Raw genomic sequence first — 26452 nt, forward strand, 5'->3', positions numbered from 1 at the left:
GCAATTCTCTCGCCCCTCACCCGTTCGGCCTACCAGCGACACGGTTCAGGACCTGATCGACACCGTCGAAGTGCTGCCGGACGCGGTCGCGGAGTGCTCGTCCGGGTCGGCGGTCACCGTCGTGTCGAGCGGTGTGAAACGAACCGGAAGGTGCACCAGGGCCCGGTGGAACGGGCCGGGCCGCCAGAGCAGTTCGCTCACCGGAACGGCCAGTTCCGCATCGCACAGCTGGCTGGTGAGCTGCTCGATCGCGGTCATCGCGATGAGCAGCGCGGGCTGCTTCGCGGGGCACCGGTGCGGACCCGCCGACCAGGCGAGGTGGGCGCTGGCTCCGGAGCGGGCGCCCGCGTCCGAAGTGGCCGGTCCGGACTGGGTGTTGGCGGCACCGAAGGAGACCAGGACCAGCTGTCCGGCGTGCAGCCGGACACCGTGGAACTCGGTGTCGTGGCGCGGGTAGTGCGCGGCCAGGTTGGCCAGCGGCGGGTCCTGCCACAGGACCTCGTTGATCGCCTCGTGCGCGGTCATCGCTCCCCCGTGCAGCGAGCCCGCGTACCGCTCGTCGGTGAGCATGTGCAGGGTGGCGTTGCCGATCAGGTTGGTCGTGGGGTCATGGCCCGCGCTCATCACCAGGGTGATCTGTCGCACCGTCTCGTCGTTGTCGAGACGGGCCGGGTGAGCGAGGAAGTACGAGGTCAGATCACGGCGCGGCCGGGCGCGGCGGTCCGCGACGAGGCGGGTGACGACATCGACGAGGTCGGCGTACGCGGCGGCGGCGCCCTGTGCCGAGTTCATCATGCCCCCGATGCCGTCGACGATCCGTTCGCCGTCGTCGGGGGCGACGCCGAACCAGGTGATGAAGACGTGCAGCGGGAGCCGCCGGGCGTACTGGGCGATGAGATCGCCGGTGCCGGTGGTGGCGAACTCGCCGATGAGCTGCTGGGCGACCCTGGCCACCTCCGCCCGCAGGATGTGCGGTTCGATCAGCGCCAGGCTGTCGTTGATGGCGTCGCGGTAGCGGGTGTGCTCGTCGCCGTCGCTGAACAGCGCGGTGGGGCGGTGGCCGAGGACCGGCAGCACCGGCGAGTCCGGCGGAACCGTCGCCTGCCAGGCGCGGGGGTCCTTGCTGAAGGTGTGGGTGTCGCGCAGCAGATCGACGGCCGCCTGGTAGTCGGTGACCAGCATCGCCTCGACGTCGGGGGCGATCCGGACCGGTGCCAGGGGCCCGTGCTCGCGCAGCCTGCGGTAGTGGCCGTGCGGGTCGGCGGCGAAGTCGGGGCCGTACAGCGCAAGGGGCTGCGGCGGCTGTACGAACAGGGTCATGACGGGTCCTCGGGTTGCGGCAGTCGGGTCAGCACGTGTTCGGCCAGCGCGATCAGGGCGTCGATGCTGCCGCGGCGTTCCCGGGCATCGCACTGGATCAGCGGGGTCCCGGGGGCGAGGTCGAGGTGTTTGCGCAGGACCTCGTCGCTGTGGGCGGGCGCGTCGGGGAAGCGATTGACCGCCACGGCGTACGGCAGTCCCTGCTCCTCCACCATGTCCATGACCGCGAAGGAGTCGCCGAGCCGTCGCGTGTCCACCAGGACGAGCGCGCCCAGCGCCCCGCGCGCGATGTCCTCCCACAGTGGCAGGAACCGCTCCTGGCCGGGCGTGCCGAACATGTAGAGCACCAGGTCGTCCGGGACGGTGAGACGTCCGAAGTCGATGGCGACCGTGGTCGTGGTCTTGTCGGGGAGTCCGGCGGTGTCGTCGAGCAGGGTGCTGGACTGGGTCATCGCCTCCTCGGTGTGGAGCGTGGGTATTTCCGAGAGCGTACGGATCAGGGTCGTCTTGCCCACGCCGAAGGGACCCGTGACGACGAGCTTCATCAGGGTCCGGGCGGCAGTCGGCAGATAGCCGACGCCGGTCCGGTCAGTGGAGGGAGCGGAGTCCAACGAGCAGCCTCTCGACGAGCGACCGGTCGATCTCCCCGGCACTGGGTATCGGCGGTCGGGTGAGCAGAAGTCCGGCGGCCGCGAGATCCGTGGCCAGGAATACGGTGGCGCTGACCGGCAGGTCCAGATGGGCCGCGCACTCGACGACGGTGAGGGCGCCCGGTTCCAGCAGTTCGCACAGCCTGCGCTGTTCCGAGCCGGTGTCAGGGAGCAGGGCCGTATCGGTGCGCACGAGCACGGCGAGCCGGTCGAGCGCGGGGCCGGCGGGCCGGGACCGGCCGCCGGTGACCAGATAGGCGGGGATCAGGCGGCGTCCCGGTCCGGAGCTCATGGCCGGGCGGCGGTGTCCGGTTGACGGGCGGGCGCGTGCATCGCCCGGGTCAGCGCGGTGACCTGCACCTGCATCTGGTACGCGATGTCACCGAGTTTGGCGCCGGGTTCGGCGAACAGGGCGAGCGTGGTGTTGTTCCCCGCCGGTACGACGACAGCGAAGCCCAGATCGGATTCGACGACCGTCTGGGCCAGTTTCGGGCCCTCGACGTCGGTGAACGCCGTGGTGAAGGCGCGCGCCGCGGCGTGCAGCGTGGCCGTCATCGCGGCGACCCGTTCGCCGGACGCCCGGTCGAGACCGGGCGAGGCGCCCTCGATGAGGCCGTCACCGGTGGCGACCACCGCATGCTGGACCCCGGGCAGTTCCAGCAGCGGGGTCAGCACCCATGCGAGGTCACCGGTGGTGGGGCTGGGGGCGCTCACGTCTCGTCGTCTCCTTGGTCGTCCTGGTCGCCCAGGTGGTCGTGGCCGTCCGAATCCGGTGCGGGAGCCCGCCCGGCGACGCTCCTGCCGTTGAGAGTGCCCTGCTGGAGCGCCGCCCAGGAAGACTCGGCCTGCTCCGGTGTACGGGGCACCTGTCCGGCGGCCGGGACGGCGGCGGGTGCGGTGGACGCGACCGCCGCCGGACGGGGTGCGCGCCGGCGTCTGCTGGGAAGGCCCGCCGGCTCAGCGGCGCCGGTCTCCGGCGGGGCCGGTGCGGGAGGAGCGGGTGCGTCCGGCTCCGCCGGGGCGGGGTGCGCCGGCACGGGCGTCGGCGCCAGGGCGGAGAGGGTCCGGTCCTCCTTCAGCACGGTCAGCAGATGGGCGGGGACACGCAGGATCGTCCGCATACCGCCGAAGGGTGAGGCCTCGATGTGGCAGTGGAAGCCGTACTGCACCACGAGCCGTCCGACGACCGCGAAGCCGGTCTGCGGCGGGTCGCCCAGTTCGGTCAGGAGCACTTCCGAGGGGCCTGCAAGGAGGGTTCGGGCCCGGTCGAGCGCGTCCTCGTCCATGCCGATGCCCGCGTCGTCGACGACCAGGAACGCGCCCCGGCCGCCGCTCTGCTGGAGCGTCACCGCCACATCGGTGTCGGGGTGCGAGTACGCGGTCGCGTTGGCCAGGAGTTCGGCGAGTGCGATCGCGAGGGGTTCGGCGGCCCTGGCCGCGAGCGCGAGCCGCTCCTCGCGCAGATGGTTGGCCACCTTGATCCGCTCGTAGCCGGCGACGCGGGACTGGGCACCGAGCACGACCTCGACGAGCGGTGAGTTCTGCCGGGCGAGGCCGGGCCAGGCGTCGCACAGCACGGCGGTGGCCTGGGTCCGGCGCAGGGCCAGTTCGTTGCGGAAGTCCAGTTGCAGGATGCGGGGGTCGTCGTACTCGTGCTGGAGCTCGTGGAGCAGTTGCTGGGACTGGTTGAGCAGCGACTGGATCTTGGCCGAGGTGCCGCGCATCGCCGCGCGGGCGGCCGCGTCGACGCGCTGCCGTTCCTCGATGACGGCGGTGCGGGCGGCCTGTACGGCTTCGGTGAGCAGCCGGGCCGAGTCGCCGTCCACCTCGGCCGCCTCCCGCAGTCCGGGAACCTGGGCGCTGGGGTGGGAGAGGGCGACCGCGGCGGCCGGGATCCGCCGGTGGGCCAGTTGCCGGATCTCGTCGACGAGGGCGGCGGTACGGGCCTCGGCGGCCTTCATCTGCCGTTCGGTGAGCTCTGCGCGGGCCACGGCGAGCTGTTCCGAGCGGGCGGACCCGTACGAGCGCGTCGTCGCCACCACGGCGGCTATGACGGCGATCACCGCCACGATCCATCCCATGCCGTTACCGTATTTCTGTCGTCGGGTCGCTCCTCCGGCCGGGGCGCCGGCGGAGGGTCAGGTGGATGGCCGGGCCTGGGCGGCGGGCCGGGCGGTCACTCCGCCGCGCCCGCGGGCTCACGGGTCTGCTCCACTTCTCGCGCCAGCACGGCCATCTCCGTCATCACCTGCAGCACACCCGGCAGTTCCGAGCCGTCGAGCTGCCGGTACTCGCTGCCGATCGTCACCACCAGCCGCTCGGGGAGTCCGAGTTCGGGGTGCCGGCCCTCGCCGATCACCCGGCGGGCCGCCTCCGGGGCGGGCACCCCGGCGGCGTGGAAGGTGTGGGCGCGCTCCTGTACGTACTCCAGATAGCCGATGTGGTCGCGTACCCCGGCCCGGTCGAGGACCGGCCCGTGTCCCGGCACGACGGTTTCGGCTCCGGTGGCCAGCACCTGTTCACAGGCAGCGATCACGTTGCTCAGCGGGCCCGCCCAGTGGATCGGGTGGTCCCCCGGCTGCCGGGGTGTCGAGGAGAAGATGATGTCGCCGCTGAACACGGCGCTCTGGGCGGGCAGGTGGACCATCAGGTCACCCGTGGTGTGCGCGGACGGCAGGGCGGAGATCCGGACGGGGTACTCCCCCAGGGTCAGTTCGAGCTCCCCGGTGAAGTAGGTGGTCGGCTGGACCGGTTCGGTCTGCGACCAGTCGAACAGGCCGAAGTGGCGGCCGAGGTAGTCGCCGAGCGGGCTTGCCGGATCGCTGCCGCTGACGAGCGCGTGCTGCTGCTTCGGGGTGGGCTCGTAGTGAATGTGGTCCCGGGCCTCGCGGGTCGCGATGATCTCCGCGTCCGGGAGCACGCCGGCGCCCCAGAAGTGGTCGCCGTTGGCGTGCGTGACGATCACCCGGTCGATGGAGACGCCGTCCGGCAGCAGCTTCGTGCTCTCGGCCAGGAACTGCCCCGCCAGCACCGGGTCGTACGGGGTGTCGATCCAGAGCGCGCCGCGGGGCGAGACGAGGAGGCCGCAGTTGGCCAGCCCCCAGCCCCGTTTCGGCGGGAGCCATGCGTGCAGGCCCCGGCCCAGGTCAACGACGTCTCCACCCGTGATCGACATGGACGCGATTATGCCGACCGCTTTCCGGCCGTGCGTTCGAACTCGGCCACAACAGTGTCCCGTTGGCTTGAAAACGCCTAACCATCACGCCCAGGGAGGCTGACCGGTGACCGTGCGAGACCATCCAAACCATCCCCCTTACCGGATCATCCGGATATTCCGGTGAATACCACCCGACCTTCCGCCGCCCTGTCGCCATTGCGCGACGGGCGGCCGTCAAACCGGAAGAGGCCGATTACCCACCGAGCATGGCTGAAAACAGACGCCGCAAAGCCCCCGGCGGGACCGCTTGGCAGCGACCGGCCGGGGGCCTTGTGACGCGCGGTGTCCCAGGGTCTGTCCGGCGGATCAGGACCGGACACGGTCTAGAAGGTCGCGGGCACGTTCCACTGCTGGTTGGCGCCGCCGCCGCAGTCCCACAGGTTGAGCGCGGTCCCGTTCGTGGTGTCGCCGCCGGGGACATCGAGACAGCGGCCGGAGGCCTTGTTGACGAGTGCGTGCGTGGAACCGTTGTACGTCCACTGCCTGGCCTGATCGGTGACCTCGCCGCCCGCGCCCGTACCGGCGCAGTCACGTACCCGTACGGCGGCGCCGTTGCCGGTGCCCTCCGCGGTGAGGCAGTAGTCGGACGTCAGGCGCAGCGTGCCGTCGGCCGCTCTCACCCAGGCCTGGTTGGCGCCGCCCGAGCAGGTGTAGAGGTCCGCGGCGACACCGTCCGACACCCCGCCGAAGGCGTCCACGCATGTGCCGCCCTGCCCGGTCACCGCACCGCGCACCGAGTTGCCTATCGCGAGGTTCTGCACCGTGGAGTCGGCGGCGACATCGGTCCGGGTCATGGACGCGCAGGCGTTGCCGCTGTTGGAGGTGGCCGAAACCGTGCCGGTGACCGTACCGCCGTTGCCGGTGGGTATCCCGAAGCGGGCGTCGCTGAACGGCTGGTCGTAGCAGTTCGAGCGGGGGTTGTTCCACTCGAAGTACTCGGTCCAGTCGACCATCCCCGACGGGGAGATGGCGGTGGCCGGGGTCTTGATGCTGCCGAGTTTGTACGAGGCTCCCGTGCCGGCGTCCGCGACCGTGGCGCCGAACCATCCGTCGCCCTCGGCCGCCACCTTGAAGGTGTACCGGTGGCCGGCGGTCCAGTCGAGGTTCATCCGGCAGCTCATGCCCTCGCCCTCACCGCCGAAGCCCTGGCACCAGCTCCCGGCTGAGCCGGCCTTGGCCTCGGAGACGTCCCAGACGGAGAAGAGGAGCACCCGGCTCGACCCTCCGTTGGACTGCATCCCGAGGTACGCGCCGTTGCCCTGGTCGAAGCCGAACTGGTGGCTCCAGAAGACGTTCGCCCGGTATCCGGGATCGTGGAGGACGGTGGTGGACCAGGTGACGTCGGTCAGCTTCGGCGCACCGGAGAAGGAGTAGTTGGTGTAGGTGCCGGGAGTGGTCCCGAGGTCCGCGGCCTGGGTGGGGGCCGCCGTGCCGAGCAGTGCCAGAGCGGCTGCTGCGACAGTGGCGGTGACGGTGCCGAACAAGTGGCGCAGGGTCATGCGTTGCACCTGCTTCTGATGGGGGGAACGGGGATCATTGCCGTGCATGCACCGGCTCGGTGCATCTCTTGCGGTGAAACCCGCCGGACAGGGCCGAGGCCCTGTCCGGCCTTTCCCGGTCAGATCCTTAAGCGCGGACCTGACCGCGTTCGAAGTACGCCACCAGCTCGGGGTCGAGAGCGGGCACGTCGTACGGTGCACCGCCCTCACGCAGGGAGCGGGTCGCGAGCACACCGGCGGCGACGCTCATCCGGGCGGCGACCGGCGAGGTGTCGGTGACGCCCCCGTCGCGCACGAAGCGGCAGAACTCCTCCATGACCCGGGTGTCCCCGCCGCCGTGCGAGCCGCCGGCCTCCGGGACCCGGTAGGTGATGTCGGCGTCGGCGCGGTATCCGCTGGGACCGGTGTTCCAGACCCTGACCTCGTCACCGGGGCTGTCGCCGAAGTTCTCCAGCCGCCCCTCGGTGCCGATGACGGTGTAGTTGCGCCAGTAGTCCGGGGTGAAGTGGCACTGCTGGTAGGCGGCGACGACGCCGTTGTCGAGCTGCATGTTCATCACCGAGACGTCCTCGACGTCCACGATGTGGTGCAGGTCCTTGCGGGCCGTCGGCGGCCAGTCGAACTCGCGCAGCCAGTTGTCGGGCCGCGGGGTGTCCGGCTCGCGCCGCGGCAGGTCACCGTAGACGAGCAGGTCGCCCAGCGCGTTGACGCGCCGGGTGTAGCCGCCGGCCAGCCAGTGCAGCACGTCGATGTCGTGCGCGGCCTTCTGGAGGAGCAGACCCGTGGTCCGGGTCCGGTCCGCGTGCCAGTCCTTGAAGTAGTAGTCGCCGCCGTAGCCGACGAAGTGCCGCACCCAGACGGCCTTGGGCTCACCGATGTCGCCGCGCGCGATGATGTCGCGCATCAGCCGCACGACACCCATGTGCCGCATGTTGTGGCCGACGTAGAGCCTGGTCCCGGTCTCGTACGCGGCGCGCAGGACGTTGTCGCAGCTCTCGACGGTGATCCCGAGCGGCTTCTCCACGAAGACGGCCTTGCCGGCCCGCAGCGCGTCGATGGCGATGGCCTCGTGGGTGTCGTCCGGCGTCGCGATGACGACCGCGTCGATGTCGTCCCGGCCGAGGAGGAGTTTGTAGTCCTCGACCGCGACGTCCGTGCCGAAGCGCTCGGCCTCGCGGCGGCGTACCTCGGGGTCGAGGTCGCAGACGGCGGTGACCGCCGAGCCCTGTCCGGGGTGGTGGGCGGACATCGCGATGGAACGGCGCAGGCCGAGTCCGATGACGCCGAGTCGCAGGTCTGACACGGGGGTCCTCTCTCTGTCTGTACGGGTGCTGCAATGGTGCGGGTGCTGCGGGTGCCCGCAGCAGTCCGGGGGAAGACCGCTGCCGGGCCGGCTGTGCGGGTGGGCGGTCTGCGGGCTATCGGCCGGCGATCGAGGCCTCGAACTCGGCGCGCATCTTGTCACCGCCGCCGGAGCGCCACTTCTGCAGCTGCTCCTTGTACGCGGAGAGCGGCTTGCGGCCCGCGACGATGTCCAGCTGGCAGTCGCTCATGGCGGTGGTGAGCGAAGGGCTCTTGCTGGTGGACGTGTCGGAGAAGTGCCCGCTCGTCGGGTTCGTCTGGCTGATCTTGAGGAGTTCCTGCTGCCAGCCGTGGATGTTCCCGGCCAGCTCCGACTTGCCCGGCAGATAGATGTACTCGGGGCCCGCGGCGAGGAAGGCCAGCGGCATGGCCGTGGTCACCGCCTCGGAGTTCCCCTTGGGCGTCAGCTTGACGTCCCCGCCCGACGTGCGGTTGAAGTGCGTTCCCTCGATACCGTTGTCGAGGAAGAGCCGCTCCTCGGTACCGAAGGGGGCGGCCAGGTAGTCCATGACGCCCAGCAGCATCTTCACGCGTTCGGCGTCGGCCTTCTTGCTGATGGCGGTGTAGCCGACCGAGCCGTACCCCATGCTGTACCTCGGCTTGGCACCGGCCTTGGCGGCGAAGGGCACGATGACGCCGAACGGGAAGTCGTACGTCTTGGCGTCCACCAGGAAGCTGGGGAAGGACTGCACATAGGCGCCGAGGGTGCCCTGCGCCATCTTCTCCATCGTGGTGCTGAGGTTGGGGTCCGGCCAGAAGAGACCGGCCTTGGCCACCTTGACGGCGAACGCCAGGGCCTCCTGGTACTCCTCCGTCTCGTACATGTGGGTCAGCTTTCCGCCCTCCAGACGCCAGCCGCTGGGCGCCCCGAACCACTGGCCGAACATCCCGATGTGGTTCACGTACGCCGGCTCCAGGACGTACTTGTTGCGCTTGGTGTCCAGGAGCTCCTTGCCCTTGGCGAGAAAGTCCTCGGCGCTGCTGAACTCGGCGCCGCCGACCGGCTTCCAGAAGTCCTGGTTGATGGCGTAGACCTGGCCCATGGAACCGTAGGCGACGGTGACGCCGCGGATCTTTCCGTTGACCACGGCGGTCTTCCACGCGGTGGTCGGCAGGTTCGCCAGGTTCGGGTAGTCCTTCACCGCGTCGCCGGAGAGGTGCGGTGTGAGGTCGTGGAACTTGGCGTCCAGCAGCTCGGGCACACGCTGGATGCCCTGGTTCGGCGGGAACCAGACCAGGTCGGGTATGTCGCCGCCGGCCATCATGGCGTTGAACTTGGTGAGGTAGGCGTCAACGCCCTGGTCCACCACGATCGTCATGTCGAACTGCGCCCCGAGGCGCTTGTTCAGCTCCTGCCAGTAGGCGTTCTTGGCCTGCGGCGGTGCGGGCGTGGTGAAGGTCTCGGTGAGGGCCGTGATGCGGCTGCCGTCACCGGGCGCCTTGGCCACCGACTTGGTGAGGGCCTTGGGGTACCGCAGGTACGTGGCGTCGAGACCGGCCGCGTTGCCCGCCAGGTCGGCGGGAGCGGTCTGCGCCGGCACGTACGCCGGCAGCTTGAGCTTGGCCGACGCCTTGGAACCGCCCTTGCTGACCGTGGCACCGCTGCCACAGGCGCTCAGGGTCGTCAGACCGGCCACGGTCAGGCCGGCGATTCCCGCGGCGCCCATGAATCCGCGCCGGGACAAGTTGGTGGACATGGGGCTCCTTGAAGGATGTGAAGTACGTGGCGGCGATGTGGGGACGGGCGGATCAGCCCTTGATCGCCCCGGTGAGGACGCCCTTGACGAAGAACTTCTGCAGGAAGGGGTAGACACAGAAGATGGGCACGATGGCGATGATCAGCACGGCCATCTGCAAGGAGGTCGCCGGTGGCACCGCGTGGACGCCCATGGCCGACGCGTTGATGCTCTGCCCGTTGAGCACGTAACTGCGCAGGATCACCTGGATGGGGAACTTGCTGGAGTCGTTCAGGTAGAGCACCGCGTTGAAGAAGCTGTTCCAGTACCCGACCGCGTAGAACAGGCCGACCACGGCGAGGACCGCCTTGGACAGCGGGAGGACGATCCGGAAGAGGACCGTGACCTCACCGGCGCCGTCGATCCGCGCCGCGTCGTACAGCTCCTCGGGAATGCTCTGGAAGAAGGAGCGGACGACCACGATGTTGAACGCGTTGAGCAGGACCGGCAGGATCAGCGCGGCGTAGGTGTCCAGCATCTTGAACTGCTGGACCGCCAGGTACGTCGGGATGATCCCGGGAGCGAAGAGGAACGTGCCCAGCACCAGCAGCAGGATCGGCTTGCCGAGAACCGTGCCGGGGCGCGAGGTCCCGTACGCGATCATCACCGTGCACGCCAGGCTGAGCGCGGTGCCGATCAGCGTGATCATGATGGAGACCAGCGCGGCCTGGGTGACGACCCCGCCGGAGAGGATGACCCGGTAGGCCTCCAGCGTCGGGTGATGCGGCAGCAGCACGTAACCGCCGTTGGCGTTCAGCTCCTCGCGGCCCGCCAGACTGGTGCCGATGGCGAGGACGAACGGGTAGAGCACGATCACGGTGAGGACGGCCAGGGCCACCGCCTTCGCACCCTGTCCGTACCAGTGGGGGCGCTCCATCCACGGCGGCCTGCCGTTGGAGACGCGGGGGCGCGCCCCGCCCCGGGGGCCGAACCGGGCGCTGCGCAGCCGGGTCGCGACGGACTGCTGACTCATCGGTAAACTCCCTGCTCGCCGAAGCGGTGGGCCAGCTTGTTGGCGGCGAGGATGAGGGCGAATCCGATGACGCCCTTCATCAGACCGGCGGCGGTGCTCATGCCCCAGTCGCCGTCCACGACTCCGTGGAAGTAGACATAGGTGTCCATGACTTCGGAGGCGTCCGGGCCGACGGCGTCACGCTGCAGGATGATCTGCTCGAAGCCGACCGAGAGAATGTCGCCGAGCCGCAGGATCAGCAGCATCAGGATCACCGGCCGGATGCCCGGCAGGGTGATGTGCCAGATCCTGCGGAGCCATCCGGCGCCGTCCATCGCGGCGGACTCGTACTGCGCCATGTCGATCGAGGCGATGGACGCCAGGAAGATGATCGTGCCCCAGCCGCAGTCCTTCCAGATGGCCTGGGCGGTGATCAGCAGCTTGAAGGTGCCGGGGTCCGTCATCACGTTGCCGATGCTGACGCCGTGCTCCATCAGGAGCGTGGTGACCGAGCCGGCACCACCGAGCACCTGCTTGAACATCGCGACGACGACGACCCAGGACAGGAAGTGCGGGAGGTACACGACGGTCTGGATGAACCGCTTGATCTTCTCGCTGATCAGCGAGTTGAGCAGCAGCGCCAGGGCGATCGGTGCGGGGAAGTACAGGACCAGCTGGATCGCGGTGATCTGGAGCGTGTTGGAGACCGCGCTCCAGAACTCGGGTTCGGCGACCAGCGCGGTGAAGTTCGCGAGGCCGACGAACGGGCTTTCCTTGAACCCCAGGAACGGCTGGTAGTCCTGGAAGGCGATGACGTTGCCCGCGAGCGGCAGGTAGAAGAACAGCGCGAAGAACAGGACACCCGGCAGACAGAGGAGCAGGAGCGCCCGGTCCCGCTTCAGACGGTGCCGGAGCGGCTGCCGTATTCGGTTCTTCCCGCGCTTCCTCCCGGCGGGCCGATCCGCGTCGTCCGGGTCGCGGGGCTGCGGCACAGGCGACCGCACATCTGTGACCGGCGCATTTGCCATCGTCACAGGCACCTCCAGGGCTGATGAAGCGAGAGAACGTCCCGCATACGTGAAGGCGGCGCGCACCCCGGAAGGGCGTGCGGCCACTGCTCCTGCGCGGCGACAGGCACATAGTTCACGACAGCGCACCCGAATGGCAAGAGTTGTTCATTTCACGGAGGTAACGAACATCTATCGACAGGTAAAAGTCACAGCATGCAGCGCCCCAGCACGCCCAAGGGATCGAAATATGCACAGAAGACACACAGTGCGACCTCGAAGTGACCACCATCGCTGCTGCCGAACCGTCAGAATCGGCCACAGGATGCTTGGTTGTGATTGATCATGCACGATCCAGCGCATATTCCAGCATGCCGGAACGCGGCCCAGGGCACACAGAACGGCGGGCCGCCACACCCTTCGGGTGGGACGGCCCGCCGTTCGGACAGCTCAGGCGGCTCGACAGTTCAGACAGCGATGACCGTGACGCCGGCCTCGGTGAAGCGGGCGGTCGCCTCCGGCGTGATCCCCTTGTCGGTGACCAGGAAGTCGACCATCCCGAGGTCGAAGACCCGGGCGAAGGCCCGCTTGCCGATCTTCGAGGAGTCGGCCGCCACCACCACCCGCTGGGCCTGCTGGGCGAGCAGCCGGTTGATGCTGGCCTCGCCCTCGTGGTGGACGTACGCACCGCGTTCGGTGTCGATGGCATTGACGCCGAGCACGGCGACATCCAGCGTGATCTCGCCCAGTACACCACTGGCCAACGGGCCCGTCAGCTCGTACGACTGGGGCCTGGCCACCCCGCCGGTCACCACGATCTTGATCTGCGGCCGGATCACCAGCTCGTTGGCGATGTTGAGGGCATTGGTGACCACCGTCAGGGTCGGCTGGCCGGCCACCCCCGCGGCGCCGTCCCCCACCAGGTCGGATCGCACGGCGAGCGAACGGGCCACCTCGGTGATGGTGGTGCCGCCGGTCAGCCCCACCACTTCGCCGACCGCGACCAGTTCGGCGACGGCGCGGCCGATGGCCTGCTTCTCCGGGGCGTTGCGCCCCGTCTTGTAGCGCAGCGCCAGCTCGTAACTGACACCGTGCGCGACCGCGCCGCCCCGCGTGCGGGTGAGCAGTTGCTGCTCGGCAAGCTGGTCCAGATCGCGGCGGATGGTCGCGGCCGAGACATCCAGTGTCCTGGCGGCGTCCTCGACGTCCACCCGGCCATGCTTACCGACGAGCTCCAGCAGTGCGTTCCACCGGGAATCCCTGGACACGTGAACTCTCCTTACCGGCCCGGCCTACGGGCACCCATCCCCTTGGGCGCGATCACCGGACTCGCGCAAGCGTCGCACAAGGCCCTGGCGAGTCAAATCGCCTGCAAGGAAAATGCTTGATAATGCTTGCACATCCCGTATACCGTGCGTTAACGAGCATCCCATCACCAGTACGGAGTGCAAAAGTGTCATTTGTCGAGATCGAGACAGCCAGCCAGCCGGACTGCTGGCGCCGTGCCGCGGATCTGGCGCAGAGCCAGGCGGCCGTACTGCCCGCGACCGGCGAGCGCATCGCCGTGGTCGGCTGCGGCACCTCGTTCTACATGGCTCAGGCATACGCCTCGCTCCGTGAGGAGTCCGGGCAGGGCGAGTCCGATGCCTTCGCCGCCTCGGAGTTCCCGTTCGGCCGCCGCTACGACCGGGTCGTCGCCCTCACCCGTTCCGGCACCACGACCGAGGTACTCGAACTCCTCGACCGGCTGCGCGGCACCACCCCGACGGTGGCCATCACCGCCGACCCGGAGACCCCGGTGATGACGTCCGCGGACGCGGTCGTGGTCCTCGACTTCGCCGACGAGCAGTCCGTCGTGCAGACCCGGTTCGCCACCACCCTGCTGACCCTGCTCCGCGCCCACCTCGGTCTGCACACCGACGCCGTGGTCCGCGACGCGGAGACCGCGCTGGCCGAGCCGCTGCCCGAAGAGCTGCTGGACTGCACCCAGTTCACCTTCCTCGGCCGCGGCTGGACCGCCGGTCTCGCCAACGAGGCCGCGCTGAAGATGAAGGAGGCTTCGCTGTCCTGGACGGAGGCGTACGCCGCGATGGAGTACCGCCACGGCCCCATCAGCATCGCCACCACCGGAACCGCCACCTGGATGTTCGGCACCGCCCCCGAGGGCCTGCGGGAGCAGGTCCGGGCGACCGGCGCCCGCTGGGTGGAGAGCGGACTGGACCCGCTGGCCGAGCTGGTCCGCGTCCAGCGCCTGGCCATCGCCCGCGCCGCCGCCCGCGGCCTGGACCCGGACAGCCCGCGCCACCTGACCCGTTCCGTGGTGCTGGCCGACGCCTGAGCCCGTGCCGGACATCGTCGAGAGCAGCGTGCACGCCGGACCGGGTGCCGGCGCGGATGCCTGGACGGGCTTCCGCGCCGCACCCGCGCACGGCAGCGCCGTCGGGGTGCTCGTGCTCTCCGGGTCCAGCGGGCGGATCGAGGAGGAGCGGTGCCGGCTGCTGGCCCGGGAGGGCATGACCGCCCTCTCGATCCGCTGGTTCGGCGGCCCTGAGCAGCCACCGGGCATCTGCGAAGTCCCGCTGGAGACCTTCGTGTCCGCGCTCGACCGGCTCCGCGCCGAGGGAGTCCGCCGCATCGGCGTCCTGGGGGTCTCCAAGGGGGCCGAGGCCGCGCTGCACCTGTCCGTCCTCCAGCCCGGCATCGACGCCGTGGTGGCGCTCTCCCCCACCTCCCTGACCTGGGCGAACGTCGGCCCCGGCCGGGACGGTCTGACGGAGCCTCACCGGTCCTCCTGGACCTGGCAGGGGCAGCCGTTGCCGTTCGTCCCCTACGACTCCACCTGGACGGCGTCCGAGCCCGAGGGCACCCCGGTCTCGGTCCTCGGCTGGTACGAACAGAGCCTGAGGACCTATCCCGGCCGGATCCCCGCCGCGGCCATCCCGGTGGAGCGGTCCGCCGCCGAACTCGTACTGGTGGCGGGCGGGGACGATCTGATGTGGCCCTCGCTGCGGTACGCCGAGGAGCTGGCCGCCCGGCGCCGGGCGGCCGGCCTCCCCGTCCGGCTGGTCACCCGCGCCGGAGCGGGACACCGGCCGCGGCTGCCCGGCGAGGGCGCCGCGCCCGCGTCCGGCACCTTCCGGCACGGGGGTTCACCAGCAGCCGACGCGGCGCTCGGAGGGGCCGCCTGGCCACATGTGCTCAACGCGCTTCTCGGCGCGGGTCCGGCCGCGTCGGCTGCCGGTCAGGATTCCTCGAAGTAGGCGTCCAGGACGGCGTCGAAGCCTTCCGTCCACTCCTTGAGGCTGCTCCTGGCCGCCGCCTCGACCTCGGCGTTGAACCACCGCATGGTCGACATGTGGACCGTGATCGTGAACCGGCGGCCGAACCGGGCCGGCTTCAGTTCCACCGCCCCGATCTCGTCCCAGCGGAAGTCGGCCTCCTGGTCGTCCAGCGTGAACCGGATGCCCTCACGGTCCGCGGTGATCGAACCGCGGCGGTCGCTCACCTCGAACGCGGGACCGTCCTCGCCCTTGTTCTCCTTCTCGTCCTCCTCGTCGTCCGCCGCCTTGCTGACGACCTCGCCGTCGGGCTCCACGTCCTGTGACACGGCCTCCGCCGCGGCACCGTCGGGCGCGGCATCGTCGGACACGGCGTCCTCGGGTGCCGGCTCCTCGGTCCGCTCCGGCTCCTCGTCCACCTTTCCGGTGGCTCGGGGGGTCGTGAGACCAGGGATGTACGCCGGGTCTGTCCCTGCGGCGTACGCGGGCTGAGTGTTCGGATCTATGCGCTGCTCCACGGCGGGCAGTATGGCCGACGAACCTGTACGGGGCCAGTGAGCCCGTGTTCACCCGCCCTCGCTCGCGCCCTCGGAAGGGGAGGAACGGCACGGGTCGGACCCGCCGGCCCGGTCCGCCCCGCCCTCCGGCGGATTCCCCGGGTCGGTGCCGGGGTCCGTGCCCGGGCCGGTGCCGCCGCCGTCGCCGTCCGAGGAGTCGCCGTTGCCGCTGGGCGCGCCCAGGTACAGGACGGAGTTCTTGTTCGGATCGACGGCGAGGCGCTCCCCCATGCCGCGCCCCGGCATATTGCCGCCGAGCTTGAACGGGAGCGTGCTCGCCTTCCAGCCGGCGCCCCGGTCCGAGGAGCGCAGACACCTCAGGCAGTCAACGTGTCAAGCTGCGGCCCTCAGCCCGCTGTGTAGCCTGTCGATCTGTTCGAACGGGATGAGGGTGAGACGTGGAGACGCTGGTGGAGGGGGCCGTCGAGGAGGCGCTTCGCGACGGGCGCGGCGAAGCGGTCCGCCTGTATGTCGCCGCCTGTGCGGAACGCATGGCGCCGCTGTTCGTCGGCCTGCGGGCGGGCGTACCGGGGCGGGAAGCCGACCTGGACCTCTATGTGGAGTCCGTGAGCGGTCTTTGGCTTGCCGACAAGCCACTCGCCGACGCCGCCGAGCGAGTGCGCTGGCTGGAGCGGTTTCCGGAGCTCCAGCCGGACGAGGAGGGGATCACCGGTGTCGCCGACACCTACGCGTTCTTCGCCGCCCTCTGCCTGCGCTATGCCCTGCTGGCCCACAACTCGGGCAACGCTGATGACGCGGTATCCTGCGGCCATGCGGCACTCACCGCGATGGGCATGCTGGACCAGAATGTGGCAGGTGCCGGCCTTCTGGCCGACGAACAACGGCTCCAGTCCCTCTCGCTGAGCGGTGACGCCGCAGGTCTGTGGGACGCGAGCGTCACGGCAGGGCGAGAGAGGCTCCGTGCCGTGGTGGGTCGCCTGCCTCGGTAGGCGTCCTCCTGATCGCTGCCTGTGCGATGCGGCCTCTGATTACGCGGCCGCTGTGACCACTTCGTCGGGCGGAGTTGGGAAGGCCAATGCCTCGTCATATCGCTCACTCTGCTGGAGGCAGTGGTCGAGCTGGCCGAGCATGCGGTTGAAGAGGTTGCGCTGTGCGGCGGCGTGTCAGTCGCGTGGTCGTCTCGCCGACGTCGGTAGTGGGACTTGGCGCCGGGTGACGCGGTGATGGAGGCGAAGGCCCAGAGATAGCCGGCGTGGTTGAGCCGGTCGTTCTTAACCCAACGCCTGGTGATGCTGGACTTCTTGCCGGAGGCCCTGGTGATGGGCGAGGCACCGGCGTACGCCTTCAGACCGCGGGCGTCGGCGAAGCGGGACTTGTCGTCTCCGATCTCGGCGAGCACCCGGGCGCCGAGCTGAACGCCGAGACGGTGAAACCGAGCATCGCCCGGGCAGGGCAAGCGTGACCAGCTCGGAGTCCGTCAACCGTGTTGGACGGCCCAGCCATCGGTCCCCTCCGACCACGTCATCGGTCTTCAGGTAAAGCGCTGTCAGCAGGGCGTCCAGGTTGTTCGTCACACAACGATCTTGGACGCCCTGTCTGCCCTCCCGGACACACCGCCAGCATTCGGATTACCTCGACGAGAGCGACGTCCCCCAAGTCGAGCCGACTGCGCCCAAGCGCCCGTGGCAGGGTGGACGAAATGACAACGAACCACGATCACTCATCCCATCTCCACCTCACACCGTGGCTGGACACCGCCCCGGCCCACGGCGATCTCATTGCGGCGAAGGCGCTCGTCTACGACCCCTGCGGGTTCACCTGTTCGCAGCCAGTGCCCGAAGCCGAGGGTGCCGCTTACGCCGCCCACGAGTTCACCCTTGACGGCCTCTCCATCCGGTTCCGCGCAGCCAGGACGACCCCCACCAAGGTCGGCCAATTCGCCACCGTCTGGAAGAGGTCCCCGACCGGGCCCATCCAGCCCTTCGACGCCATGGACCCCGTCGACCTCTTCACCATCAGCACCCGCGACCATCACCACTTCGGCCAGTTCGTCTTTCCCATGGACGCGCTCCGCCAGCACGGTGTCGTATCAGCAAACGGTTCCGGTGGGAAACGAGCCTTCCGCGTCTACCCGCCCTGGGTGACCACCACCAACCGCCAGGCCAGCAGTACGCAGGCGTGGCAGTTGGACTTCTTCCTGCACCTGCCTCAGGACGGGCCTGTCGACCTGGACCGCGCCCGAGAGCTCTACCACCCGCGGCATGGCGCGGGCACAACCACAAGACCGGCCGTCCCAGCGCGCGATCGCTGCTCACCTACGGCCGCTGATCATTCGGAATGACTCGTCCAGAAGCGGCTGCCGCTTGATGGTCGGCGAGCACGTCAGGTTGCCGGCCGATCGGCGTGATTCGTGCAGCCCGGTTCAGCCTCGGCGCTTGCCTGGCCGACGAGTCAGGACTCGTCGGCCTGGGCAAGGATCGCCTCGATGCAGGCTGCGGCCTGCCTCCAGACGGTGAGGAACTCTCCTGGCCCAGGGCTTGGAGCAGGGGCCGTTCGGGAATCGGACGGCGTCGGCCTTCCCCGGCGCGCCATGAACGGCCCCCTGCCACCGTGTCCATGGATGGTCCCAGCACCTCACCACGGGCCATCGACCGTCGGCGTCAACGGTCCCGAATGCACCACCACCAGCGCCCCGCCGTCCACTCGCTCACCCAGCCTGGATTCGGAAGAGTACGGCGTTCGAACTCCATGTCGATCCTGTCCACCAAGCGACCCAGATCTGCTCGGGCTCCTCCGGGCAGACGCCGTAGCGCCACGTCCAGGTCGTCTCGGCCATCCTCGATCTCGATACCGGGACTCTCGGCGGGGCCAGTCAGATATCGTCCCGGCTGCCCAAAAGCCCACTCGAAGCGGTCAGGAGCATCGGCAACCGCGTCCGGCCAGAGGTACTCGGCCTCAACGCGCCGCACGGCTGCGCGAGTTCGAGCAGATACGCGCGGTATTCGACGGACCGGCATGTGCTCGGGCGGCCGCCACCGCTCGGCGCGGACGGCGTTCGGGCGCCTACGCGGCAAAGCCCTTCGAATGAGAACCATGTCGGCATTCTGCCGCGGCCCGCGCCCTCGGGGAGGGCAGGCGGACTCGGCCCCGTTCATCAGGGTCCCCGGCTGAGTCCGACAATCCATTGAGAGCAACTGGCAGTGGTGCGTGGCACGTTCCCGGCCACCCGCTGCGACTCCTGCCCGGCGGCGTGAGATAGGTTGCCCGCCATGACTGAGCTCGGACCCGACGCCTGGCCACCTGCCCCGATAAGGACCGAGCGGCTCGTGCTCCGTGAGCCCGAGGCCCGGGACCGTGCGGCGATCATCGAGCTGTTCACCTCGCCGGAGGTGGGCACCTACATCGGTGGCCATCGGCCGCGTGACGCGTTCGAGCGCACGTTGCCTGAGACGCCCGGGCGGCGCCCCGGCCTCTTCGTGATCGAGCTCGACGGAGCGATGATCGGCACCATCGAGCTCAACCGGCGCGCCCCGGAGCATCGGAGCCGCGTCCGCCCGGACGCCGGGGAGGCCGAACTCGGCTACCTGCTCCTGCCGCGGGCATGGGGACACGGGTACGCCGCCGAGGCGTGCGCGGCGGCGCTCGGCTGGTACGCCGACGCGATGCCCGGAGAGCCGGTGGTGCTCTGCACCCAGACCGCCAACGACCGCTCGATGCGCCTCGCGGCGAAGCTGGGGTTCACCGAGGTGCAACGGTACGAGGACTGGGGCGCCGAACAGTGGTTGGGCGTGTGGTCCCCGGTCACGCCGTCCGGTTGAGCTTGTGCTGTCGGGCCCGCTCCGCTGCCCGTCGGCCGGAGCTCTCACCGCGCGCTGAGTCATTCGACCGGCGCGAGCAACCGCGCCGCAGCAGGAGCCGCGCGGGCAGGGATTTCGCGGTGCGCGCGGTCGTCTCGGCTACTCCGGGTCGCGGTTGAACAGCGAGGTGGACCAGCAGTAGCCGAGCACGATCAGGCCGATGCACCAGGCAATCGCGATCCATCCGTTGTTGCCGATCTCGGCGCCGAGGAGCAGGCCGCGCAGGGTTTCGATGGCCGGGGTGAACGGCTGGTACTCAGCGATCGGCCGGAACCACCCGGGCATCGTGTCGGCGGGGATGAAGGCACTGGAGATGAGCGGGAGGAGGATCAGCGGCATGGCCATGTTGCCGGCCGCCTCGGGGTTCGGGGCGGCCAGCCCCATCCCGACCGCGATCCAGGTGAGCGCCAGGGCGAACAGGGTGATCAGCCCGAACGCCGCGATCCACTCCAGGACGCCGGCGTCGGTGGAGCGGAAGCCGATGGCCACGCCGACGGCACCGACGAGGACCACGCTGATGATCGACTGCAGCACGCTGCCGACGACGTGCCCGATGAGCAGCGAGCCTCGGTGGATCGCCATCGTGCGGAAGCGCGCGATGAGGCCCTCCGTAACGTCCATGGAGATGTGCACCGCGGCCCCGATCACGGTGCTGCCGATGGTCATCAGCAGCAGTCCCGGGACGATGTAGGCGATGTACTGGGAGCGGTCAGCGCCGCCGCCTCCGATACCGGCGCTCATCACGTCGCCGAAGATGTAGACGAAGAGGAGCAGCATCAGGATCGGCGTGAGCAGGAGGTTCAGGCTCCCGGACGGGTAGCGCCATGCGTGCAGGAGGTTGCGGCGCAGCATCGTGTTCGAGTCGCGCACGGCGAGGGACGGGGAACTCATCGGGCGGTCTCCTCGGACTGGTTGGAGCTGGTCAGGGCGAAGAACACGTCGTCGAGGTCGGGGGTGTGGACGGTCAGCTCCTCGGCTTCGATGCCGGTGGAGTCCAGCCAGTCGAGGAGGGAGCGCAGCTCGCGCTGGCTGCCGTCGCTGGGGATCCGCAGCGACAGCGCCTCGTCGTCCCGGGTGCCCTCGCCCAGCGCGACGGCGGCGGACCGGTACGCCGCCGGATCGGAGAAGCGGAGGCGGACGTGACCGCCGGGGATGAGCCGTTTGAGCTCGTCGGCGCTCCCCTCGGCGGCGATCCTGCCGTTGTTGAGGACGGCGATGCGGTCGGCGAGTTCGTCGGCCTCGTCCAGGTACTGGGTGGTGAGGAAGACGGTGACGCCGTCGGCGACGAGTTCGCGGATGATGTTCCACATGTTGTGGCGGCTGCGGGGGTCGAGGCCGGTGGTGGGTTCGTCGAGGAAGATGATCCGCGGGTTGCCGACCAGGGTCATGGCGAGGTCGAGGCGCCGTTTCATGCCGCCGGAGTAGGTGGAGGCCGGCTTCTTCGCGGCGTCGGTGAGGTCGAAACGCTCCAGCAGCCCGGCGGCGGCGCGCCGTCCCTCGCTGCGGGAGAGGTGGTGCAGGTCGGCCATGAGGAGCATGTTCTCCTCGCCGGTGATCAGGCCGTCGACGGCGGAGAACTGGCCGGTGACGCCGATCGCGGCCCGTACGGCCTGCGGTGACGTGGCGATGTCGTGGCCCGCGACCTCGGCCTGCCCGTCGTCGGCGGCGATGAGGGCGGAATCTGGATGTTGACCCGGCTCGGCCCGTCGCCGCCACCGTCCTCCGAGTTCACCACCAGGCGCAGGTACTTGGGCCGGGATTTCGGACGGAGTGCGGCCCCCGGCAGCGTCTCGGGCTGCCGGCGTTCGAGGGCGTTGATCAGCCGCTCGGCCTCGTCCGCGGTGACCTTGCCCTCGGCCAGCATCTGCAGGATCTGGCGGCGCTGCTCGTTCATTCTCGTTCTCCCCTTCTGATTCATCTGACGCTTATCAGCACGGCCGTTGGGCCCTGCTCAATCTCGAACCGGGTGCCGGGCAGTGCCCACAGCAGTTGCCCGACGCCGCGCAGCGCACCCACCGGACTCACCCGGAAGACGCGGCAGGCGACCAGTCCGGCCGGCGCGGCGAGCAGCAGCAGAGGCGACAGCACCACCGCCACCGGCAGGACAGGGACGCACAGCCGTCGTCGGCGGCCGTCGGAACGGCGATAGTGCACCGTCACCAGCTGCGGGATCATCGAGACCTCTCCAGCTCGGCCAGCGCCTCCTGGGCGGTGATCTCCCCCCGCTGCAGACGGTCAACGACGTCTGCACCGGCGGGCGCCGGGTCGGTGTCGACGAAATCGAGGGCTTCGGCGATCCGCTTCAGCCGGGACTTGATCGTCGGGTAGCTCACCCCGAAGATCCGCTCCATCTCCTTGATCGAACCGTGCGACCGCACGAACGCGGCGACGAACACCTGGTCGTCGACGCCGAGCTGAGCCAGCTGCGGTGGCTCGAACTGCCCCTCGACCGCGACGCCGCTGTCGGCGAGCCGGACCCGCTCGACCACGAACGGCCGCCCTTGCGTCAGGTCCGTCAGTTCCTGCCAGTCCACCCTCGGCTCCTCACACTCAGCGATGCACTCATGTTCATTTGTACATTGAGTTTTTTAAGTCGTCAACGAAAACATCTTAAGTTCTCTTATTCTGTCTTCGATGATCTGGGCTCACGGTCTCCCGCCCCCGCGATCAGTTGTGTGCGGATGAGCATGTCGAGTCGCCGCCATGCCGGGGACGCGGCGTTGACGGTGCTCTGGATGAGGGCGGGGATCTCGGAGGCCGCTTCGAGCTCGGGCGGTTCGTCGGATCCGTAGCGTTCCCGGGTCGCCTCGGTGATCCGGCGGGCGAGGCCGTCGATGCGGGGGTCGCCGGGGTCGAGGTCGCGTGCCTGGTCGTAGGCGAGGAAGAGCTGCCGCAGCGGGGGGTCGGCCAGGGTCTCGGTCTGGTCCCTGAACAGGGTGATCGCCTGGTCCGGGTGGGTGGCGAACACGAGGATCCACAGGTCGCGTTGCAGGTCCACCCAGCGCGGGGTGAATCCCCAGCGGGCCAGGTCCGCCAGATGGCCGCCGATCTCGGTGGGGAGCAGGGCCGGCTGCCCGGCGGCGAGCCGGCGCAGGCGCCCTTGCGCTGCCCGCAGGCCTGCGATGCGGGCGGTGAGCTCGTCGTCGATCTCGCGCAGCTCGTGCTGGAACTCTTCGTCGGTCGCTGATCTCAGGTCGCGGATACGGGCCAGGGGGACGCCGGAGTCGGCGAGGGTGCGGATCTTGATCAGGTCGATGGCGTCGTCCGCGCCGTAGCGCCGGTATCCCGATGCATCGCGGTCGGGCTCCGGGAGCAGCCCCTTGTCGTGATAGACGCGAATGGTCTTGATCGACACTCCGACGTACCTGGCCAGCTGCCCGATGGTGATCACCCGCTGCTGGACGAGGGTTCCATGCGAGCCGGGCTGCTGCTCACCCGGCGTGCAGCCTCAGCCGGCGACCTGCGCGAGCTGCAGCGGATCTCCGACGCCGGATACGTCGACGCAGGGAACGAGCTGAACCGACTGCTGGAGGCACCGGCAGGCGAACGGGGGAACTGAGAGTCCGACCGCTCGCGACTGCCGTCCGGACCAGGCGATCGGGTTCGGCCCGCGGTCGGCGCGCTCCGGCCAGGGATTCGGCAGGTCCATTCACTGGCTCCCCGCAACGGGGCTCATGGTTGGGGGGAGCCGCTGCTGCGCCGCGTCAGTGGGTCTGGCCGGGCAGCACCTGGATGGTGCCGCCGACCGCCCGCTCGCCCGTCGCGTCCGAGGGGTGGTTGACGAGGGCACCGTTGACGGCCATGGCGGTGGAGCCGCCGCCGTCGAGGTTGAGGGCGTCCACGGCACCGAGCGAGCGCATGAAGGAGGCGGCCTCTTGGAGGGTGAAGCCTTCACTGCCACCGGTCCGGCGGCCGTCCACGACGGCCAGGATCAGTCGGCCCTTGACGTCGACACCGGCCATCGTGCGCGGCTGGCGGACGTTCGCCCAGGCGTAGCCGAAGGACAGGTCCTTCGGGTCGACGACGCCCTCGGTCGCTGCGTCGATGCTGGTACGGCCGTGACTGACGAGAGTGGGGGCAGCGCTGACGATGCTGTCGTTGCGGCCGAGTTTCACACGCTTGCCGGCCGTGTCGCGGATGGCCGTCTCTACACCGATCCGCTGACCCGTACGGGCGTGAGCGGTCAGCCAGTCGGCGGCCGAGCCGATGCCCTGGAGGACCGTGCCGCGGGCCGGAACGGTACCTCCGCGGGAACCCGCCGACACCACGCGGCCGCCGGCGTCCAGCACGACCTGCGTACCGGGTCCGGTGGGCAGTGGCGCGCCGAACTCGCCGGTGAACAGCACCAGATCATTCGCCGCGTGGCAGGTGACATCCTGCCAGGGCAGATCGCTCGGGGTCGCTCCCGGACGCCCGCAGTCCCGGACGAGACCAGGCACCCGGTTGATGCCCTGGGCCTGGTAGCTGTCTGCGCGCGCGTGCACCGTGACGGTCGTCGTCAGGTCCGCCACCCGTACGTGCCGACCGCCGTCCCCGATGATCAGCGCCGCCCGAGATCCGGCGGCCATCGACTCCAACTCGCCGTGGTCCGCGCTGAGACCCGACTGCGTTCCCTGGACGCCGTCGGCGTCGGAGGTGACGAAGAACCCGGCGTTGACGCCCACCACGGAGCCCAGCTTCGCGGCGACCGACGAGGTGGTCACGCGCTGCGCGACGTTGCCGTCATGGGTGCCCTCGACGGTGCCGGTGAACCTGTGCGGATCGATGACGGCGACGTGCACGTTCTCCCGGTCGGCCGGCTGGTCGGCGTCGTAGCCCGTCCAGTCGACGGCGGTGTGGAAGCCCTCCGCTGTGACCGCCTGGGCGGCGCTCTGGGCGGCCGCTTGGTTGGCGTACGAGCCGATCCTCACCCGCAGGCCCATGACGCCGTGCGGGGTGTCGGCGTAATCGGGCCAGCGCACCGTCTCCACCCGCGGTTCGAAACCGCCGGCGCGCAACTGCTGCGCGGTGGCGTCGGCCCAGGACTGGGACCCCACCGCCGCCCAGGTCGCGGCGCCGCTCAGGCGACCGGTGGCCGGGGCCTGGACGGTGACCGTCCAGACCGGCTTGACGTTCCCGTTCTCGATGGTGGCACTGCGTACCTGCACGCCGGGAGCGACCGTCTGCGTCGTCCACTTGATCGCGTCCGTGGCCGGGGCGGCGGCGGAGCTGGGCGCTGCAGCCTGCGCCGTTCCCCAGACTCCGCCCGAGGTGACGACGGCGAATACTACGGCGACGCTCAGCAGGACTCGTGCTCGCGCGGCAGACCGGGTGTTCTTGTGGGTCATGGCATCCTCTGGTTTCCACGGTGAGTGGCCGCACGAGCCGAGCCCTTCCGGCCACCTCTTCCGGATGATTAGAACCGGTGGGTGGAGCGGCATCGGTGCTCAGCAGCAACGGCTCGGGGAACAGTCGGGGAACAAGTCCGGCAGGGCTACACCGAAGTCGAGGAGCGCGTGCGGAAGGAAGCTGCTGACGGCGATGTCAGGCTCGGGGTGGTGCGGATGTCCAACGCCGTGACCAGGGATGCGGTGCCGTGGCGGCGGCACTCACATGCGGCCGACTGGGGAGGCGGAGATGGTGGCGAACACCGTGTCGGCGGCCTTCGCCGCGATCGTGCGGTGCGACCAGATCGCCTCTGGTTGCGGTGGGGTGCGTCGTCGCCCTCCTGGCGCAGAGCACCGTCCCGACTCGGGGCGCGTCAGTACCAGTTGGCCGTGAGGGGCGGATCGCAGAGTTCGAGGACGACCTCGCCCGCCTCGGAGGTCGTGCCGTCGACGGGCCGGACCCGGTCGCCGACACTCACGAGATGGGGCGCCGCGCCCACGATCCGGCACCGGTACACAAAGCCTTCCGGGAAGCGGACCAGGGACTCGTTCCGCATGACCCGCGAATAGCGGTTCACGACACTGGACCGTACGACGACACCGTGACCGTCACTGCGCCCCGGTTCGAGATCGCTCGACGCGCAGACGGGGCACAGGAGTTTACGGAAGGAGGCGGTGCCGCACCATCGGCACACCTGGTAGACCAGCCCTTCCACGGTGTGCGGTTCTGCCGCGTCGCAGGCCGTCCGCCCCACGTCGATTCCGGTACTGAACACGTCTCGGCCTCCCGCGCTCGACTCGGTGCGCCGCACCTCCGGCGACGGCACACCGGCACCGTATGGCACTTAGTGCCAGCACGTAAAGGTACTGAGTGCCGAAACTTGGCAAAGCGCCCCCGAAGCACCCCCGAAGCGCCTCCGAAGCACCTGCGGCCGGCGGCTCAGTCCTTGCCGAGAGCCGACTCGATGCGCTGCACCACACGCCACATGGGGGCGCCCTTCGCCGCGACCATCACGATCACCTCGTCCTCGCGGGCACTCACGGCGGGCAGCCGGGCCGCCCGGCCCCACACCGTGCGTACGAGTTCGAGCGCCCGGTCCACTTCGGCCCCGGCATCGCCCTCACCGCCCGAACGCAGCCAGGACCGAAGGCCGTTGTTGTGTGCCGCGACCACCGAGGCGGCGATGACCTCGGCGCGCAGCGCATCGTCCCGGGTGCCGGCGCCGCGCCGCTCCAGGTATCCGGCGAGGGTCCGCTCGTAGCGTCGTACGACGGAGAGTTCATAGGTACGCAGACCGGGCACCTCCCGGGTGAGCCGGTAGCGCTGCACGGAGAACTCCGGATTCACGGCGTACATCCGCAGCACGAGCCGGGCCGCGTCGCACACCGTGTCCACCGGATCGCCGTCACCGGCGGCCTCCAGGAACGCGGTCATGTCCGCGAGGCAACGCTCGTGATCGGGGAAGACCGCATCCTCCTTGGACGGGAAATAGCGGAAGAACGAACGCCGCCCCACGCCCGCCCTGGCGACGATGTCGTCCACCGTGGTCCGCTCGAACCCGCGCTCCATGAAGAGCCCGAAGGCCGCCTCGGCAAGCACGTCACGCATGGGCGGTTTCTTGGCTGGTCCGCGGTCCTCAGTCATGGCGGAAACGTAGCACCAGAAGCCGATATCCGGCACTTGGTACCT

General features: G+C 69.7%; 27 protein-coding genes and 4 pseudogenes. 6 read left to right on the plus strand and 25 right to left on the minus strand.

Features of this window, described 5'->3' with window-relative positions; genetic code table 11:
* Positions 1-45: 45 nt before the first annotated feature.
* The 12 genes from OG322_RS06920 to OG322_RS06975 all read right to left on the minus strand — a co-directional run bounded on the left by OG322_RS06920 (position 46) and on the right by OG322_RS06975 (position 13011).
* Positions 46-1320 carry a cytochrome P450 gene (locus OG322_RS06920; protein WP_241200254.1) on the minus strand — a complete coding sequence of 425 codons (1275 nt, stop codon included), beginning with the start codon at positions 1318-1320 and terminating at the stop codon, positions 46-48.
* Complete coding sequence (locus tag OG322_RS06925; protein ID WP_123463095.1) at positions 1317-1931, minus strand: GTP-binding protein; 615 nt, start codon at positions 1929-1931, stop codon at positions 1317-1319. The genes OG322_RS06920 and OG322_RS06925 overlap by 4 nt, the downstream gene beginning before the upstream one ends.
* Positions 1909-2262, minus strand: coding sequence for a DUF742 domain-containing protein (locus OG322_RS06930; protein ID WP_123463093.1), 354 nt, complete (start codon positions 2260-2262; stop codon positions 1909-1911). Before OG322_RS06930 ends, OG322_RS06925 begins: the two co-directional genes overlap by 23 nt.
* Positions 2259-2684 (minus strand): roadblock/LC7 domain-containing protein, encoded by a 426-nt coding sequence (locus OG322_RS06935; protein ID WP_124285446.1) that lies wholly within the window; start codon positions 2682-2684, stop codon positions 2259-2261. Before OG322_RS06935 ends, OG322_RS06930 begins: the two co-directional genes overlap by 4 nt.
* Complete coding sequence (locus OG322_RS06940) at positions 2681-4051, minus strand: ATP-binding protein (protein ID WP_329306190.1); 1371 nt, start codon at positions 4049-4051, stop codon at positions 2681-2683. Before OG322_RS06940 ends, OG322_RS06935 begins: the two co-directional genes overlap by 4 nt.
* 95 nt (positions 4052-4146) lie before the next feature.
* Positions 4147-5145 carry an MBL fold metallo-hydrolase gene (locus OG322_RS06945; protein ID WP_266410796.1) on the minus strand — a complete coding sequence of 333 codons (999 nt, stop codon included), beginning with the start codon at positions 5143-5145 and terminating at the stop codon, positions 4147-4149.
* A 365-nt stretch (positions 5146-5510) separates the two neighbouring features.
* Positions 5511-6686, minus strand: coding sequence for an RICIN domain-containing protein (locus OG322_RS06950; protein ID WP_206432415.1), 1176 nt, complete (start codon positions 6684-6686; stop codon positions 5511-5513).
* 127 nt (positions 6687-6813) lie between these two features.
* Positions 6814-7989: a Gfo/Idh/MocA family protein gene (locus OG322_RS06955; protein ID WP_124285444.1), complete on the minus strand. Its 1176-nt coding sequence runs from the start codon at positions 7987-7989 to the stop codon at positions 6814-6816.
* A gap of 115 nt (positions 7990-8104) precedes the next feature.
* Positions 8105-9745: a hypothetical protein gene (locus OG322_RS06960; RefSeq protein WP_266410798.1), complete on the minus strand. Its 1641-nt coding sequence runs from the start codon at positions 9743-9745 to the stop codon at positions 8105-8107.
* Between the two features lie 52 nt (positions 9746-9797).
* Positions 9798-10757 carry a carbohydrate ABC transporter permease gene (locus OG322_RS06965; RefSeq protein WP_329306191.1) on the minus strand — a complete coding sequence of 320 codons (960 nt, stop codon included), beginning with the start codon at positions 10755-10757 and terminating at the stop codon, positions 9798-9800.
* Positions 10754-11764, minus strand: coding sequence for an ABC transporter permease (locus OG322_RS06970; RefSeq protein ID WP_242643870.1), 1011 nt, complete (start codon positions 11762-11764; stop codon positions 10754-10756). Before OG322_RS06970 ends, OG322_RS06965 begins: the two co-directional genes overlap by 4 nt.
* Positions 11765-12210: 446 nt before the next feature.
* Positions 12211-13011 carry a DeoR/GlpR family DNA-binding transcription regulator gene (locus OG322_RS06975; protein WP_123463082.1) on the minus strand — a complete coding sequence of 267 codons (801 nt, stop codon included), beginning with the start codon at positions 13009-13011 and terminating at the stop codon, positions 12211-12213.
* A gap of 185 nt (positions 13012-13196) precedes the next feature.
* On the opposite strand from OG322_RS06975, the gene OG322_RS06980 reads away from it, so the two are divergent.
* On the plus strand, positions 13197-14081 hold the full coding sequence (locus tag OG322_RS06980) for an SIS domain-containing protein (RefSeq protein WP_123463080.1): 885 nt from the start codon (positions 13197-13199) through the stop codon (positions 14079-14081).
* Positions 14082-14085: 4 nt separating this feature from the next.
* A complete protein-coding gene (locus tag OG322_RS06985; RefSeq protein WP_329306192.1) occupies positions 14086-15003 on the plus strand; it encodes an acyl-CoA thioester hydrolase/BAAT C-terminal domain-containing protein in 918 nt (305 codons plus the stop codon).
* On the opposite strand, the gene OG322_RS06990 is transcribed toward OG322_RS06985, so the two are convergent.
* Together OG322_RS06990 and OG322_RS06995 are read right to left on the minus strand one after the other, a co-directional pair.
* Positions 14985-15539 (minus strand): hypothetical protein, encoded by a 555-nt coding sequence (locus OG322_RS06990; protein ID WP_329306193.1) that lies wholly within the window; start codon positions 15537-15539, stop codon positions 14985-14987. The two genes, OG322_RS06985 and OG322_RS06990, sit on opposite strands and share 19 nt — an antisense overlap.
* Positions 15540-15587: 48 nt before the next feature.
* Complete coding sequence (locus OG322_RS06995; RefSeq protein ID WP_266410800.1) at positions 15588-15809, minus strand: hypothetical protein; 222 nt, start codon at positions 15807-15809, stop codon at positions 15588-15590.
* 167 nt (positions 15810-15976) lie between these two features.
* Between OG322_RS06995 and OG322_RS07000 the strand changes: the two genes are divergently transcribed.
* Positions 15977-16528 (plus strand): hypothetical protein, encoded by a 552-nt coding sequence (locus OG322_RS07000; RefSeq protein WP_266410801.1) that lies wholly within the window; start codon positions 15977-15979, stop codon positions 16526-16528.
* 39 nt (positions 16529-16567) lie between these two features.
* Here OG322_RS07000 and OG322_RS07005 read toward each other — a convergent pair.
* Both OG322_RS07005 and OG322_RS41515 read right to left on the minus strand, forming a co-directional pair.
* A pseudogene (locus tag OG322_RS07005) lies at positions 16568-16971 on the minus strand (transposase); the annotation flags it as partial.
* Positions 16968-17113: pseudogene (locus OG322_RS41515) on the minus strand (IS982 family transposase); the annotation flags it as partial. The pseudogenes OG322_RS07005 and OG322_RS41515, both read right to left, overlap by 4 nt.
* A 125-nt stretch (positions 17114-17238) precedes the next feature.
* On the opposite strand from OG322_RS41515, the gene OG322_RS07010 reads away from it, so the two are divergent.
* Both OG322_RS07010 and OG322_RS07015 read left to right on the plus strand, forming a co-directional pair.
* The gene (locus OG322_RS07010; protein WP_123463073.1) at positions 17239-17880 is read left to right on the plus strand and encodes a MepB family protein; all 642 of its coding nucleotides are present in this window, start codon (positions 17239-17241) and stop codon (positions 17878-17880) included.
* 928 nt (positions 17881-18808) lie between these two features.
* Positions 18809-19357 (plus strand): GNAT family N-acetyltransferase, encoded by a 549-nt coding sequence (locus OG322_RS07015; protein WP_124285440.1) that lies wholly within the window; start codon positions 18809-18811, stop codon positions 19355-19357.
* A gap of 138 nt (positions 19358-19495) precedes the next feature.
* Here the strand turns inward: OG322_RS07015 and OG322_RS07020 are convergent, their stop codons facing one another.
* The 6 genes and pseudogenes from OG322_RS07020 to OG322_RS07045 form a co-directional block, all read right to left on the minus strand.
* Entirely contained in the window at positions 19496-20287 is a 792-nt protein-coding gene (locus OG322_RS07020; protein ID WP_123463068.1) for an ABC transporter permease, read from the minus strand.
* Positions 20284-21075, minus strand: a pseudogene (locus OG322_RS07025) (ATP-binding cassette domain-containing protein); the annotation flags it as partial. The pseudogene OG322_RS07025 and the gene OG322_RS07020, both read right to left, overlap by 4 nt.
* 131 nt (positions 21076-21206) lie before the next feature.
* Positions 21207-21314: pseudogene (locus OG322_RS41520) on the minus strand (SHOCT-like domain-containing protein); the annotation flags it as partial.
* Positions 21311-21571 carry a hypothetical protein gene (locus tag OG322_RS07035; protein WP_329306195.1) on the minus strand — a complete coding sequence of 87 codons (261 nt, stop codon included), beginning with the start codon at positions 21569-21571 and terminating at the stop codon, positions 21311-21313. The gene OG322_RS07035 and the pseudogene OG322_RS41520, both read right to left, overlap by 4 nt.
* Positions 21568-21930 carry a DUF2089 domain-containing protein gene (locus OG322_RS07040; protein ID WP_123463060.1) on the minus strand — a complete coding sequence of 121 codons (363 nt, stop codon included), beginning with the start codon at positions 21928-21930 and terminating at the stop codon, positions 21568-21570. Before OG322_RS07040 ends, OG322_RS07035 begins: the two co-directional genes overlap by 4 nt.
* Positions 21931-22016: 86 nt before the next feature.
* Positions 22017-22787, minus strand: a complete 771-nt coding sequence (locus OG322_RS07045) for a MerR family transcriptional regulator (protein WP_123463058.1) — start codon at positions 22785-22787, stop codon at positions 22017-22019.
* Between the two features lie 21 nt (positions 22788-22808).
* On the opposite strand from OG322_RS07045, the gene OG322_RS07050 reads away from it, so the two are divergent.
* On the plus strand, positions 22809-22955 hold the full coding sequence (locus OG322_RS07050; protein WP_185095583.1) for a hypothetical protein: 147 nt from the start codon (positions 22809-22811) through the stop codon (positions 22953-22955).
* A gap of 145 nt (positions 22956-23100) precedes the next feature.
* On the opposite strand, the gene OG322_RS07055 is transcribed toward OG322_RS07050, so the two are convergent.
* From OG322_RS07055 to OG322_RS07065, 3 genes are all read right to left on the minus strand, one after another.
* The gene (locus OG322_RS07055; protein ID WP_329306196.1) at positions 23101-24723 is read right to left on the minus strand and encodes a phosphodiester glycosidase family protein; all 1623 of its coding nucleotides are present in this window, start codon (positions 24721-24723) and stop codon (positions 23101-23103) included.
* A 413-nt stretch (positions 24724-25136) separates the two neighbouring features.
* Positions 25137-25538 (minus strand): Zn-ribbon domain-containing OB-fold protein, encoded by a 402-nt coding sequence (locus OG322_RS07060; protein WP_123463052.1) that lies wholly within the window; start codon positions 25536-25538, stop codon positions 25137-25139.
* A 164-nt stretch (positions 25539-25702) separates the two neighbouring features.
* The gene (locus OG322_RS07065) at positions 25703-26371 is read right to left on the minus strand and encodes a TetR family transcriptional regulator (protein WP_185095464.1); all 669 of its coding nucleotides are present in this window, start codon (positions 26369-26371) and stop codon (positions 25703-25705) included.
* Between the last annotated feature and the right edge of the window lie 81 nt (positions 26372-26452).

The sequence above is a fragment of the Streptomyces sp. NBC_01260 genome (assembly GCF_036226405.1).
Taxonomy (GTDB): Bacteria; Actinomycetota; Actinomycetes; order Streptomycetales; family Streptomycetaceae; genus Streptomyces; species Streptomyces laculatispora.